The organism is Paenibacillus oryzisoli (genome assembly GCF_050467285.1).
GTDB classification, from domain to species: domain Bacteria; phylum Bacillota; class Bacilli; order Paenibacillales; family NBRC-103111; genus Paenibacillus_E; species Paenibacillus_E oryzisoli_A.
On record NZ_JBCMUN010000001.1, the window covers coordinates 186681 to 200831 of the forward strand.

Here is a 14151-nt window from a genome sequence, read left to right on the forward strand (position 1 = left end):
GGAGATGCGCGAGATGGGTATGGGGATTGTCGCAGGCGTGCTGCTGGCGGTATGTGTCATCGCTGTCGGCTTGTGGCTCAGGAGCGAAAGCAAGCGTCGTGCCGCCGAGACGGAGCTTCAGCGCACGATGCAGCTGTTTGACGTCAGCCTCGAAGTCAATTCCACGATCCGCAAGCAGGATTTGCTGGTTAAAATCATGGAAACCTCCTCGCGCGTCGTGAATGCGGAGGCCTCTTCGGTTATTCTCGTCGATGAGGCGCGGGGCGAGCTGTTTTTTGACCTGGCGCTGGGGGAAAAAGGCGACGAGGTCCGCGAAATTCGCCTGAAAATCGGCGAAGGCATCGCAGGCTGGGTGGCGCAAACCGGCCAGCCGGTCAAAATCGACGACGCCGCATCGGACGAACGCTGGTCGTCGAAAGTGGCGAAGCGCGTCGACTATCCGACGCGCAATATGCTCTGCGTGCCCTTGATCTCCAAGGGCAAGATTATCGGCGTGCTGCAGGTGCTGAATAAGCGGGGCGGCGAGCCGTTTTCCGATCGCGATCTGCAGCTGCTGGAATCGATCGCCTCGCCGACGGCTGCGGCGCTGGAAAACGCGATGCTGTACGACGCGCTGGAGAAGTCGATCCACGCCTTGAAAGTGACGACGGCGGCCAAGGAACGGATGGAAAGCGAGCTGCGCATCGCGACGGACATTCAGATGGGCTTCCTGCCCCGGAAGAGCCTCCATGTGATGGCAGCCCGCAGGGCAGGAGCGGAATCGGACGCGGCTTCGGTTTCGGATGCTTCGGCAGTTGAAGCAGCCGGCACGGACATCACAGCCGATTCCAGAGCGTATATCCGTCCGGCACGTGAAGTGGGCGGCGATTTTTACGATTATTTTGAAATCGGCAAGGATCGGCTGTTCTTCGTGCTCGGCGATGTGTCCGACAAAGGGATTCCGGCGGCACTGTTTATGGCCGTCACGATGACGCTGCTGAAAGGGAAAATGACCGCGGACAGCACGCCAGGAACTTTATTGACCGCCGTGAATCAGGAGCTGTACAAGGATGACTCGACGATGTTTGCGACGATCTGGTGCGGGGTGCTGGACATCGCGACCGGCGAGCTCACGTACAGCGATGGCGGACACTGTCCGCCGTATGTGATTCGGGCCGGCGGCGAGGTGATGCCGCTCAAAGGCCGAAAGGGGCTGCCGCTCGGCGTCATGGACGACATGGTGTACGCGGACAACACGATTACGCTAGAGCTTGGGGATCGCCTGATTTTGTACACGGATGGCATTACGGAAGCGGAGGACGGTCAGCAGGATCAGTATGGGTTTGTCCGACTGGGCGAGCTGTTGACCCGAGAGGCTGCCGCAGACCAGCAGGAGCTGCTGAAACGTTTGGTTGAGGATGTTGATCGCTTCACGAATGGCGCGGTGCAGTCCGACGATATGGCGGTGCTGATTGTGGATCGAAAACCTGCAAATCGCCCCTCTACAGCGCCTTTGGTTATGTTATAGTTAATGTAAGATGAGCAGCGGGTTTCGACACGGGAGACAGGAAACAGCGATATTATTTTATAGCCGTTATAGGGGGTTCAGTGCCAATGGAACACTTGCGTATCAACAGGCAGCCAGATTCTTCTCTTCAGCATCAGCAGCACAATCATAAATCTCAACCGCAAGCGCAGTCAGCCGCCACATCCGAGCTTTCGAACATTCAGCGGACGATCGGCAATCGCGCTTTCGGCAGCATGTTGGGCATTCAAACGAAGTTGACGGTCGGCCCGGCCGGCGATGCTTACGAGCAGGAAGCGGATCAAATGGGTAAGGCGGCTGCCGATCATATCCAGGCGGCGGAAAGCGCTTCGGCAGGGCCGGACGTGCAGCGCAGCGAGGAAGAGGCGGAGATGGAAGGCGAGGAACTGCAAATGAAGCCGTCGATGGACAGCATTCAGCGCAGCGAAGGCGACGAGATGGAAGGCGAGGAGCTGCAGATGAAGGCGTCCTCGGAGAGCATCCAACGCAGTGAAGGCGATGAGATGGAAGGCGAGGAGCTGCAAATGAAAGGCGAAGCGGGGGAAGGGTTCGAGGCGGATGCCGGGATTGAGGAGCAGATTAAGGCGAAGCAGGGCTCCGGCAGCCCCATGGCACCGGATGTTCAAGCCAAGATGGAATCTGCGTTCAATGCTGATTTTAGCGGGGTTAATATTCATACTGATTCGAATTCTTCCATGTTGAATCGCTCGCTTGGTGCGGAGGCGTTTGCGACGGGGAACGATGTCTTTTTCCGGGAAGGCCGGTATAATCCGGATACGCGCGACGGACAGGAACTGTTAGGGCACGAACTGACGCACGTCATTCAGCAGCGGGGCGGTAAATAAAGCGCAGGCAGTTATTTAAGGGGTAAAGGAGCGACCTCGGATGGCCAATCAGCAGCAATTCCTCGCCAAGCCCTCGCGTCTTGCGATACAGCGAAAGCTGGCGCAATCGGGCAGGGCATCTGCGGAGGGGACGCAGGCGCCCGCGAATTTCTATCTTCAATTGCAGCGCACGATCGGTAATCGGGCTACGCAGCAGTTGATTCAGCGTGAAACGGATTCGGTGAAAGATCATGCAGATCTCGGAGCGGGCATCGTTGGGGCGTTCGGCGAGGGCTTCGGGAAGCGATCGGACGATCTGAAGGACTCCTTTAAGCAAACGAATTATACGATTGAGGATCGGCAATCCAATCAATACGGCGCCGTCTCTTCGACCGCGGATGTGGTTGGGGGGCCTTTCCAGATTTTGAGCGCGATTCGAGAAACGATGTCGGTCTCCGGAGATACAAGCCGCACAGAACACAATAAGCGTTGGAACTATGCGGGAACCGGCTCCTCGATGATTGAGACGACGGGCAAAATGGTGAGCGGATCCGCCGGATTGGTGGACAAGGCGTCCAAAGCGTCGGGGCATAAGGACGGCGTCGGGGCGTCTTCGGCCGTCAGCGATTACACCGGCACCGTAGCGGAAGCGATCTCGGCGGTCAAAAGCACGATCATGGCCGTTAAGGCCATTTATGATTTATACAGTAAACATTCGGAGAATGGCGGTCTGAATAAGGCGGAGACGGCCAGAGGCGTCATCGAGGTTGTGAGCAATGCGATTCAAGGGGCCTCCTCTGGACTAAAAGTGGCTAAAGGTATTATGGAAATTATGCAGTCAAGCACAGCGAGCTTGACGGCTGTCATTCCTGGCGTCAGCATCGCGGTGAGCGGTGTGAAAATCGCGCTGAAAACCGTCGATGTCATCAAGGCCGGTCTGAACCGGTCGGCGATGACGACGCTTAAGCGGGATTTCAAGACGAAGCACGCGGGCGCTGGCTTTATCAAAGCGAAGCGGTGGTTCGGCGGCAACGCCGGTGTCGACAAGACGAAGCTGGCTGCGCATAAGGTGGAGCTGGAAACGAAAGCTGCGCAGGGCGATGCAGCCGCGGCGGCGGAGCTGGAAGAAGTCAAGCAATACGAGCTTGCGAAGGAAATGAAGAAAATCAACGTCAAGCGGACGGATCGCGGCGCGGTGCAGATCGGACTCGAGCTGACCAAAATCGCCGGGGACATCGCGACGCTGACCGGCGTCGGCGCGCAAGTGGGGACGCCGCTTAAGATCGTAGCCGCCGGTGTAGGTGCGGCGATGCCGGTTGTTCGCTCGCTGAAGCAAGCGGGCCGTGATCGCGCGGCCAAGGCCGGCGCCTGGGGCATTACGAAGATGGTATTTAATGCCGATAAATCAACGGAAAAGAAGCTCGCGAAGCGCAGTCAGGATTCCGATCTGATTATCGATATGGTCTCGAAGCTGCCGGCGTTCGATGAAACGGACGCGGACGTTGTGAAGCGGTACACCCAGATGCAGAATTTCGTGGAAGCTTCCGGAGTAAGTTTGTACCTATTGGAGACTGTAAAGAATGATCCGGTGAAATTGAAAGAAACGTTAGTGGAAGCAATGGGCAAACGAGAGTAGGAGGGCGGCATTGTGAATCTGCCAGAGGTCGTACATGCGCGCCACTTGGCGCAGTTGGGATATTTGCAAGAGATTTTGGAAGAGACAGGACTTGTCACGAATTTGCTGGAAAAATCGGAAGCGATCCCGCTGCATGTCCTGATGGCCGGCTTTCAAGAGGATGCGAAGGGACGCGAGCGGTTCTTGCATTTCAGCTTTTTACCGCTGAATGACGAGGAAATTACGTCGGTACAATTGCTGCAAATTTACAGCACACTGCCGTTTCACTTGGGCGAAGGTCTTCGCGGGGAAGTCGGCGAGGTGCTGCTGGAAATCAACACGCGGCTGCCTGTCGGCCACTTCGGGATCAACGAGCAGGGCGAGCTGCATTACCGGTATGTCTACAGCATCCCGGCGTCCAGCACGTTCGAAAGCGAGCAAGTGCTCGAGATTCTCAGCTTGTTCGTGTACATGTGCGATATGTTCGTGGAGTATATCGATAAGGTCGCCAGCGGCGAAGCAACGGCTGAGCACGTGGTGTCGGCGCTGCGGGGATAGGGTTGCGCAGCGGCAGATGAAGGCGTTTGTGAATGGGAGGGTACTCGTTCGCAGGCGTCTTTTTAGCATAGTGGTACCGCTTTGAGATGTCACCAAAAATCATAGGGTTATGATTGACATCTACTAGAATTACCTGAATAATAGAGACATACTATCTTTCTGATAGAATGGTACAAGGAGTTGATTGTCATGGCTTCTAATGAATCGTCATTGCATGTATCGCAGCAAACGGCAAGCATTATCGTTCAAAGTATGCTGAAAAGAGAGGCTTCCGTTAAGAAAAAAGAATTGATCCGAAATTGTTTGCAGACAAATGCGATATTGCTATCTAATAAAGCATCTACATATCCTCAGGTCAGGTTCTAGTATGATTCTTCCAACAGATCTATCAATTACAACCCTGGATAAAGTTTCAGATAACCTTATTCAGGGTTTTTCATGCGGAAATTCCCTCATAGATGACTATTTAAAAACAGCCTTTCGTGCGAGATTGGATCATACGCTGGGTCTTGCATCAACAACAGTATTTATATACATGGATGACATCGTTGCTTTTTTTACAGCGCTGTGTACGCGTATTTCGATACCTGAAGAAGAAGCGCGCATGCTGGGGCTACAAGCGGATCGAGAAATTTCTGTTCCGGCCATTGAAGTCAAATATTTTGCAGTTCGAGAGGATTTACAAAATCAAGGAATCGGTACAATTGCCCTTCAAATTTTGCTAGCGAATGCCTATCAAACATCTGAAAGATTCGCTTGCCGTTATATTTTTCTGTGGTCTGTTGACACGGAGAAGGCTCTAAACTTTTACAAGCGAAATTTGTTTGAGGATACAGGAACGGTTAATCATGAAGGGTGTCACTTACTGATGTTTCAATTACCCGAGGATATAGAGGTTGAAGAGTATTAAAGCCACACATTCTGAGAATAAAGAGAATATAGAAGTAATTTCTAAATCTCTTAATTTGGGTGTGAAGATGATGGAGATTGGCGGGAAAAAGTTGAGCGATAAAGTGCTCAAGAAAATTGGCGGTCATTTAAAAGAACCTAAAAAATCTGCGATAGAAAAAAAACGATACTTAATAGAAGCTATTGAAGTGTCCAAAAAAGTAAAGAAACGTTAAAAGTGCCCGCTGTTGGGCACTTTTTTTGTTTATTGCTTGAAGTTATTTAAAGCTTCAAAGGTCTCTATAATATCTTGATGAATGATAATATCGAATAAATAATCCAAGCCAGTAGGTTCTCTATTTATGATTATTTTAATAATGTTTTTTGCGTTCTCAATGTAGGTAGGGAGAGATCGAATCGGATATACGCTTAAGGATGACCCTAAAACCATAAACACTTCTGTCTCCGTAGTAGCCCTGTATGCTTCTTCCAAATGTTTAACAGCTCCTTCGAAGAGTACAACGTTTGGTTTCAAAATTGCGTGATGAGAGCAGGAACATCTAGGTACACTTTCTTTAATCATGTAGAGAAGGGCGTATGCTTGTTTGCATATCGGACAAAAGGCTTGATGCAAGTTTCCATGCACTTCGATGACATCTGTAGAGCCTGCCTTTTGGTGCAAACCATCGATATTTTGAGTAATAATCGTTATACGCTTCCCGAGGTCTTCAAGCTGTTTTAAATACAAATGTCCGAAATTAGGTTGGTATAGATCAATATTAGCCATATTAAATATTTGTTTATAGCACTTCCAAAAAAGCTCTGGATGCTTATGAAAAAAAGATTCTGAAAGTATACGTTCGACAGGAAGATGAGAGGGGATAAGGGAATCGGAGATTTCATTGATCAACTGTTTGGTATATATTCCGTTTTGCGATCGAAAATCAGGTATACCGCTAGCAGTACTCATTCCTGCGCCGGTCAGTACAGTTATTTTGCTTGCAGAATGAAGTATGCGAGATAAATCAGTATACATCGTAGTCCCTCCTGAAATTTCACTTGAAAACATAATGGTGTCTTCCCTATGTAAGGATATTGTCTTAAAATTCACTCCTAATATCAAGAAATACTTATATGTATCGAGGCGGCGATATAGACATATTAATATTCGCGGTGCTTAATGTCGAAGAACGCTCTAGTCAAGCGAGAACAGCAAAAAAAGCTTAAATGAACTGGAAGCATTCCAGATCACCTAAGCTCCATTTGCGCACAGAAGTCACATTCCGTCGAGCCCCTACTTCGTCTTGCTCTGCAGCAGCTCGATCAACTGCTGGCCCGGGTCGGCGAACTGCCCACCGCCATTCGGCCGGTTGCCGCCCTGGCCTTGCCCACCGCCAAAGCTGCGGCCACCTCCGCCGCCGTTGCCCCCGGCGGCATTGCCGCCCGCACCGGCGCTGCTCTTGCCGTCTGCCGCGGCGTTACCGCTGGCGGCAGCATCGCCCGCCGGCGGCGCCGCGGACGCGTTCGGCGCTGCGCTGCCCTGGCCGCCGCGATTCGGGCGGCCCTCGCTGCCGGCGCCTTGTCCACCCTGCCCGCCGCCTTGGCCGCGGCTGGCCATACGCGACTCGGCGTCGGTGATGTACTTCTTCTGCTCGTCGGTCAATTTCTCGAGCAGTTTTGTTTTATTCTCGTCGCTAAGCTCTTTCTTGTCGACGATGTCCTGAGCGACAGGCAGCATTGCCTGCGCCTGCTCTTTGGTAATCGTCAGGCCGTCCTGGCGATCCATCATCTCGAGCGTCTGGAACGTGGTGAACATCGTTCTTTGCGCGGCACTCATTTGCGGCCGATTCTGGGCGTTCCCGCCTTGGCCGCCGCTGCTGCCGTTGCCCCCGGCAGCCTGTCCGCTCTGCTGTGTCGGCTGAGCTGTGCTAGCCGCTGCCGCGCTTTTCGTATCGTTCTTCGCTCCGCACCCGGCCAGCAGCACGGGAATTAAAATGGCTATACCTGCAAGTTTTGCTATTTTCATATGTAGATGCACACTCCTATCCATGAACTTGTTTTTTATTGTAAAATAAGAATATGAAAATTAGGCGAATAGAAGCTGAAAAGCACATTAATCTTTCCTGAAAGTTGCCTGAGCGTATGGAGGGAGACAGCATGGAGTTCAGAATGATTAACGTTATTCATCATCCAGGGCCGATTGTCGGATTTTCCGGGAAGGGGGAGCGGCAATGAGCCTGCTGACCAAAGCGATTTTACTTGCGGCCAAAGCCCACGATAGTCAAGTGGACAAAGGCGGGCAGCCGTACATTCTGCATCCGATCCGTTTGGCGAGCCGGGCGAAAGCGGAAGAAGATGCGATCGTCGCCGTCCTGCATGACGTTGTGGAGGATTCGGAGATCACCTTGTTCGATTTGCAAAAAGAGGGCTTTAGCCCTTCCGTCATCAACGCGCTCGATTGCTTGACCCGTCGCGCAGACGAAAGTTATGAAGATTTCATTCAGCGCATTAAGCTTAATCCGCTGGCGACACGCGTGAAGCTGCTCGATTTGGAGGACAACAGCGATGTGAACCGCATTCCGAATCCGACGAAACAGGATTATGAACGCATCGACAAATATAAGAAGGCGATCGCGGCTTTGCGTTTTTAACGGAGTAAACGATTGAAGAAGACCATGCATTCCAAGCGGAATGTCGTGGTCTTTTTGGCGTTGCAGCGGCCTGTGTGAAAAAGTTGAGGTGCGCAAAAAACGTGAACCGCGCCGCAATGCGGAAAAACGTGAGGTTTGCTAGATGTGTGAATTGTGCGCAGAAGAGGCGGCGGGCTATGATGGCATCAGCAAACGAGAGGGAGGAAGCAACCAATGATCGAACAAACAGCGAGTGCACCGGCGAGTGCGAATGTCACTCGAAGAAAATGGGATCGCAAACGATTCAGGCAAAACGTCCCCATTATGCTGATGTTTTTGCCAGCACTTGTTTTCTTTATTATTTTCAAATATTTGCCCATCGGGGGGCTCATCATTGCGTTTAAAAATTACAACTTTATGGACGGTGTCCTTGCCAGCCCATGGGTCGGACTCAAAAACTTCGATGTGCTGTTCACCCAGCCGCAAATGCTGCGTATTCTTCGCAACACCTTCGTACTGAGCTTCCTGCAGGTCGTGATCGGATTTCCATTTCCGATTCTGCTGGCGATCCTTATGAACGAGGCGCGTAAAATGTGGTTTAAACGGTTCGTGCAGACCGTCGTGTACTTGCCGCATTTTCTGAACTGGGTCATCGTCGGCAGTTTTGTGCTTATTATTTTCGCTCAGCAGAACGGCCTCTTGAATCACTACATTGAAAAGCTGTTCGGCAATCCGTTTCCGTTCCTATACAAGGAGCATTCCTGGATCGGCATTTTTATCGGAAGCTCCGTGTGGAAGGAAATGGGGTGGAACGCCATCATTTACTTGGCGGCGCTGGCATCAGTCGATCCCTCCTTATATGAAGCAGCCAGTATGGATGGCGCGGGCAAGCTCAGACAGATTTGGAGCATTACGCTGCCGGCCATTATGCCGACGGTGGCGATTATGTTCATCCTGTCGGTCGGCCACGTGATGGAGGTTGGCTTCGATCAGGTCTACATGCTGCAAAACCCAGCTGTATCTGATATTGCCGAGGTCATTTCCACCTGGAATTTTAAAGTGGGGATCAATGGCGGACAATTTAGTTTAGCTGCGGCAATGGGATTGTTTGAATCGTTTGTTGCGCTTGTGCTGGTGCTTGGCGCCAATTTCGGCGCGAAGCGTTTTGGTCAGAGCCTGTGGTAGCGAGGAGGGAAAGACATGCGGGCATCAACTTCTGAAAAAATCTTTTATGCCATTAACTATATCCTGCTCAGTTTGATCTCGCTGACATGCATTTTGCCGATGTTTCATCTGTTTGCGCTGTCGCTGAGCTCGAACGATGCGATTACGTCAGGTTTCGTGAAATTTTGGCCGATTGGCTGGAATTTCGAAACGTATCACAAGCTGTTCACCGGCACGCGGATCGTCGAGGCCTTCCAAAATAGCGTGATCCTGACCGTGGTCGGCACCTTGGGCAGTATGATTGTCACTGTACTCTGCGCATATCCGCTCTCACGCAAATATATGTACGCACGCCGATTTTTCTCCGTAATGATCGTGTTTACGATGATTTTCAACGGCGGTCTGATCCCGACGTATCTGGTCGTGAAGTCGCTCGGCCTCATCAACACCTACTGGGCGATCTGGCTCCCCGGCATTGTCAACGTGTACAACATGCTCGTCATGCGAACGTTCTTCTCCGGCATTCCCGAGGAAATTGAGGAGGCAGCCCGTATCGACGGCAGCAGCGAGCTGAGGTTGTTGGTGCAAATTATTTTACCGCTGTCGCTGCCGGTGATCGCCGCCATTACCCTCTTTTATGCTGTCGCTTATTGGAACGTCTTCTTCAGTATGATGATCTACATGAACGATTCGGCGAAAGCCAATCTGGCCGTGCTCATTCAACAGATGGTCCAGAGCCAGCAGCTGCTGCAGCAAATTTCCAATACGTCGTCCGAGGATTTGAACGCAATTACGCCGGAGTCGATTAAAGCCGCAGGCGTGTTCGTCCTCGTACTGCCAATGCTGGTCGTTTACCCGTTTCTGCAAAAGTATTTCGTCAAAGGCGTCATGATCGGTTCCGTGAAAGGCTAGTCCCGTTTTTGTGCAGGTATGCCTCTAAAAAGGCTGCTGATAGATTATACTAAATTAATGGAGGTCGAATTAGATGAAAAAGAAAACCTTTACATCCACAGCGGTAGCGGTTGCGCTCGTAACCACGATGGCGGCAGGCTGCTCTAACAGCGACGACACCGGTAAATCCGGAGCGAACGGAAGCAAGGACGCAGCGGCAGCGAATACAGCTAAAAAGCCCCTGAGCCTTAGCATGTCGTTCTATGACCGGGGCAACATTCCGCCGGAGGTTGGCAAGCCTGAGGAAAACTTGTGGACGAAGTATCTCGCCGAGAAGACAGGCGTCAAGCTCTCCATCGTGCCTGTTCCGCGCAACGAATCGGTTCAGAAGCTCAATACGCTGGTTGCGTCCGGCTCTCCGCCAGACTTAATGATGGAGTATGACGGGACTTTCCGTACGCAGCTCTACACGCAAAAAATGCTCATGCCCATTGACGATGCGATCGATAAATATAGTACGACGTATAAGGAGCTGCTCGCCAAATTCCCGCTGCTGAAGAAGCTCGCCACTCGCGAAGACGGCAAAATGTACGATTTCGGCCGCGTGCTCGGCTACGTGCCTTTCCATTACGTGCTTGTTCGCCAAGATTGGCTCGATAAGCTGCACCTGCAGAACCCGAAAACGACGGACGAGTTGTATCAAGTAGCCAAAGCGTTTGCAACGCAGGATCCGGATGGCAACGGCAAGAACGATACATATGGCCTCAACTTGAGCACAACAGCGCCGAGTGACGACGGCTGGGTCAATTATATGTTCCAGAACGTAGACTGGGTATTGGCTAACGGCAAATGGACAAAAGACTGGGATCGCGCGGAAGCCGCAGCGGCGTTCAAGAAGAAGTTGTTCGACGAAGGCCTTGTGGATAAGGACTTCCTGACGGACAAGAACGGGAAGAAGGCGGAGCAGGATTTTGTGACCGGCAAAACCGGTGTCTACGGCGCTGGAGGCAACTTGAAGGCGCTGTACACGCTGTATCAGACGCTCCGCAAAAATGTACCGGACGCGAAGCTCGTCCCGATTGCCCTGCCGGCCAGCCAATTCGGTCAGTTTACGCCTGACTTTAACCCTCCAGTACAGTTGACGGGGGTTATGTACGCCAAAGCGAAGGATCCGGAAGCGGCTGTGAAAATGGTTGACTTTTTGAGTTCGCAGGATTGGGTTAAAACGACGTATACCGGCATTGAGGGTACGCATTACAAAACGGTTGATGGCAAGGCTGTTGCGATTGATCCCGAGAAAAACAAGAAGGAGCTCGATTGGCTGGGCGACTACCGGATGCTGGGCGGTCAGTACGTGTACAACGAGTTTGACACGACGATGGCCAGCTTCGATCAAAGCAAGCCGTTCGACAAAGAGGTCTATGATCTTGGCAAGCAAATGTACAGCTTATACATTACGAAAGACCGGCCGCTTGCCCGGATTACGCTGCCTGGCTTCTTCCCGACGCTGCCTGCGGACATGAACCTGGTTCAGAAAAACCTGCTGGATGCTGCCGGCAACCCGATTAAAGACGTATGGAGCAAAGCGATTGTAAGCGGCAGCTCCTACAGCATTGCCCAAGCGAAACAAGATGCGCAGAATATTTGGAAAAAATCGGACGGAGACAAGTTGGAATCCTGGTATGCGGATTGGTATACTAAAAACAAAGATACGATGATCAGTCAACAAGATTTGGTCAGCATGAATTTCAAGTAGGAGTCGGAAAGCGAGACTGTCGGCGGTAGTTCCGTCGGCAGTCTTGTGATATAAAGGGGCCGAAGAGAGCATGAAGCGGAAGGGACGTACCTGGTTTTACCGTCTGGTAACGACGTATTTGCCCATTGTCTATTTGCTGGCGTTTGTATTGTTTTTTATTTTCTTTATGATCATTAGCCAGCTTTCGCAGAAGCAGACGCTGCGAGCGAATGAAGCATTTACGAGGTACACCCAGATGCAGCTTGATGCGCTCATGTCCAATATTGACCAAACCATCATGACACAGGTACTGGACAGTAAAGTATTCAATCAATATTTATTCAATATGTATGAGGACGACATCAATCCGTATTTGCAGCGAAGTGAAGTATCGGAGCGCTTTCGTCAGGTGAAGGCGAACTTCCCGCTGGTCCATTCGATCAATTTTTACAAAAACTCGGACATGAGCGTGTTGGGGCTCGATTTGTTTTTGCCTTTTAGCTCCTTTGGCGACAGCTCTTTCATTGGTGAAGAAATCAATAAGTCCATCATTTCGGAATGGACGGGACTTAGAAGTTACAAGGATTTCGCGACTTCGTATGAAACGAGTGTGGTGTCCCTGGTTAAAAAAGTGCCGCTTCTCTCCGACCCGCAAGGCATCCTGGTCGTTAATCTCGATGCGGCGATGCTGGACAGATGGCTCAAGACGACGGCGGACGGGGCGATTAGCTCGATTCGTCTCGCAGATCAGAACGGGGATCAGATTGCCGAGAGCAAGGATCCGCTGCGTCATGGCATCATGACGGTGACTTCCCCTGTGACAGGATGGACGATTGAAAGCGGAATTAAAGAAACGTATCATTATGCGATTTTCTCCGATATGTACTACAGCTGGATTATCCTTGGCATTGTTATGGTGCTGGCGGCGTCGATCGGCATTATTTATTTATCCAAACGCAACGCAAGGCCGGTCGATGCCAGCATGGCCAGGATTCTGGAGTTTTTGCAAGGCAAGCAGGCGGGGGCGGCGAGTCCGGAGTTGATTCCGTATGTCGATGCGGCGGTGGATCGCATTATTGATTTTGCGAATCGGTATCAGTCGGAAAGCAAATCCAACCTGCCCTACCGGCAAAAGCATTTCTTTCATGAACTGCTGATTGGTGAGCGCGCGATCGACAACGAGGAGCTTGCTGAGGAGTGCAGGCTGTTTGGCATCGAAGGCGACTGGCAAGCCTATGCTGTAGCACTGCTGGAGATTGACCGGATGACGGATTTTGCAGGGGGCTATTCGCAGCGGGATCAATATTTGCTAAAGTTCGTATTGACGAACGTGCTGTCGGAGACGGCCGGAGAAGCGGGGCTGCACTGCTGGAGTGAGTGGCTGAACAATGACCGGCTCGGTATTCTGTTCGGCGCTTCGACGCAGGTGAGCCCTGAGGCGGTGCGAGACGTAAGCGAACGTATCCGGGCCTGGGTGGAAGCGAATCTGTCGTTTACGATTACGATTGGCATCGGGGGCTGCACGGATTACGCGAGCGGCATTCGCCTGTCATGCGAGCAAGCGGATCAGGCGCTGCAATTCCGTTCGGCGCTCGGCCGAAACCGCGTCATCGATTTTACAGAAACAGCTCTTCGCGCCGAAACGGAACTATTCGATATGCTGCAGCTCATCCGCCACCTGGTGGCTTCGTTCAAGAGCGGTAGCGACGATTGGGAGAGGCAGTATCACTTCCTGTTTACAGCGATCGGCAAAGGTCTGTATGCTCATGATGAGCTAAAAAATTTGTTCAACTATTTACTGTACACGTTCACGAGAGAACTGTCGGAATTCCCTCAGGAATACTCCGAGGCATGGCGCGTGGAAGGCATGGCCCCGATTGCCAGGGCGATCGATACGTTTGAAACGGTAGACGAGCTGCGCCAGTCGATCGAAGACAGCCTGCGCCGGCTGTCTGAGCGTTGGAAGCAGCTTAGGGAAACGCGCAGCCAGCGGCAAATTATTCATGACGTTAAAGACTTTATTGAGGCGAATTACAACAATCCAGAGCTTTCCCTGCAACTGCTGAGCGACAAATTCAACATTAGCAAAAACTATATTTCCAGACTGTTCAAAGATGAGACTGGGGCCAATTTTATCGATTACCTGACCGAACTTCGTATGCAGCATGCCAAAAGGCTGCTCGAGGAAACGAATCTCTCCATTCAAGAGATCGCGGCTCAAGTGGGGTATGAACATTACTTTTCGTTTAATCGGGCGTTCAAGAAGCTGACTGGCTTCCCGCCAAGTGATTACCGAAAGGGGCTCTAGCTGACAGACAATT

General features: G+C 51.6%; 13 protein-coding genes. 11 read left to right on the forward strand and 2 right to left on the reverse strand.

Annotated features, from left to right (window positions below; all coding sequences use genetic code 11):
- The first annotated feature begins 13 nt into the window (after positions 1-13).
- From ABE504_RS00635 to ABE504_RS00660, 6 genes are all read left to right on the forward strand, one after another.
- Positions 14-1507 (forward strand): PP2C family protein-serine/threonine phosphatase, encoded by a 1494-nt coding sequence (locus ABE504_RS00635; RefSeq protein WP_430083042.1) that lies wholly within the window; start codon positions 14-16, stop codon positions 1505-1507.
- An 86-nt stretch (positions 1508-1593) separates the two neighbouring features.
- Positions 1594-2370, forward strand: coding sequence for a DUF4157 domain-containing protein (locus tag ABE504_RS00640; RefSeq protein WP_430083044.1), 777 nt, complete (start codon positions 1594-1596; stop codon positions 2368-2370).
- Between the two features lie 40 nt (positions 2371-2410).
- Entirely contained in the window at positions 2411-3985 is a 1575-nt protein-coding gene (locus tag ABE504_RS00645; RefSeq protein ID WP_430083046.1) for a hypothetical protein, read from the forward strand.
- A 12-nt stretch (positions 3986-3997) separates the two neighbouring features.
- Complete coding sequence (locus tag ABE504_RS00650) at positions 3998-4522, forward strand: YbjN domain-containing protein (protein ID WP_430083049.1); 525 nt, start codon at positions 3998-4000, stop codon at positions 4520-4522.
- 367 nt (positions 4523-4889) lie between these two features.
- Complete coding sequence (locus tag ABE504_RS00655; protein WP_430083051.1) at positions 4890-5432, forward strand: GNAT family N-acetyltransferase; 543 nt, start codon at positions 4890-4892, stop codon at positions 5430-5432.
- The gene (locus ABE504_RS00660) at positions 5419-5646 is read left to right on the forward strand and encodes a hypothetical protein (protein WP_430083053.1); all 228 of its coding nucleotides are present in this window, start codon (positions 5419-5421) and stop codon (positions 5644-5646) included. Before ABE504_RS00655 ends, ABE504_RS00660 begins: the two co-directional genes overlap by 14 nt.
- Positions 5647-5675: 29 nt before the next feature.
- Here ABE504_RS00660 and ABE504_RS00665 read toward each other — a convergent pair whose 3' ends face one another.
- Positions 5676-6446 (reverse strand): NAD-dependent protein deacylase, encoded by a 771-nt coding sequence (locus ABE504_RS00665; protein ID WP_430083056.1) that lies wholly within the window; start codon positions 6444-6446, stop codon positions 5676-5678.
- Positions 6447-6704: 258 nt separating this feature from the next.
- On the reverse strand, positions 6705-7436 hold the full coding sequence (locus ABE504_RS00670; RefSeq protein WP_430083059.1) for a hypothetical protein: 732 nt from the start codon (positions 7434-7436) through the stop codon (positions 6705-6707).
- 205 nt (positions 7437-7641) lie between these two features.
- Between ABE504_RS00670 and ABE504_RS00675 the strand changes: the two genes are divergently transcribed.
- From ABE504_RS00675 to ABE504_RS00695, 5 genes are all read left to right on the forward strand, one after another.
- Positions 7642-8061 carry a GTP pyrophosphokinase gene (locus ABE504_RS00675; RefSeq protein ID WP_430083061.1) on the forward strand — a complete coding sequence of 140 codons (420 nt, stop codon included), beginning with the start codon at positions 7642-7644 and terminating at the stop codon, positions 8059-8061.
- A 213-nt stretch (positions 8062-8274) separates the two neighbouring features.
- The gene (locus tag ABE504_RS00680) at positions 8275-9225 is read left to right on the forward strand and encodes an ABC transporter permease (protein ID WP_430083064.1); all 951 of its coding nucleotides are present in this window, start codon (positions 8275-8277) and stop codon (positions 9223-9225) included.
- 15 nt (positions 9226-9240) lie between these two features.
- Entirely contained in the window at positions 9241-10116 is an 876-nt protein-coding gene (locus tag ABE504_RS00685) for a carbohydrate ABC transporter permease (protein ID WP_430083067.1), read from the forward strand.
- Between the two features lie 73 nt (positions 10117-10189).
- Positions 10190-11851 (forward strand): extracellular solute-binding protein, encoded by a 1662-nt coding sequence (locus ABE504_RS00690; RefSeq protein WP_430083070.1) that lies wholly within the window; start codon positions 10190-10192, stop codon positions 11849-11851.
- Positions 11852-11921: 70 nt separating this feature from the next.
- Positions 11922-14138, forward strand: a complete 2217-nt coding sequence (locus ABE504_RS00695) for a helix-turn-helix domain-containing protein (protein ID WP_430083073.1) — start codon at positions 11922-11924, stop codon at positions 14136-14138.
- Positions 14139-14151: the final 13 nt, after the last annotated feature.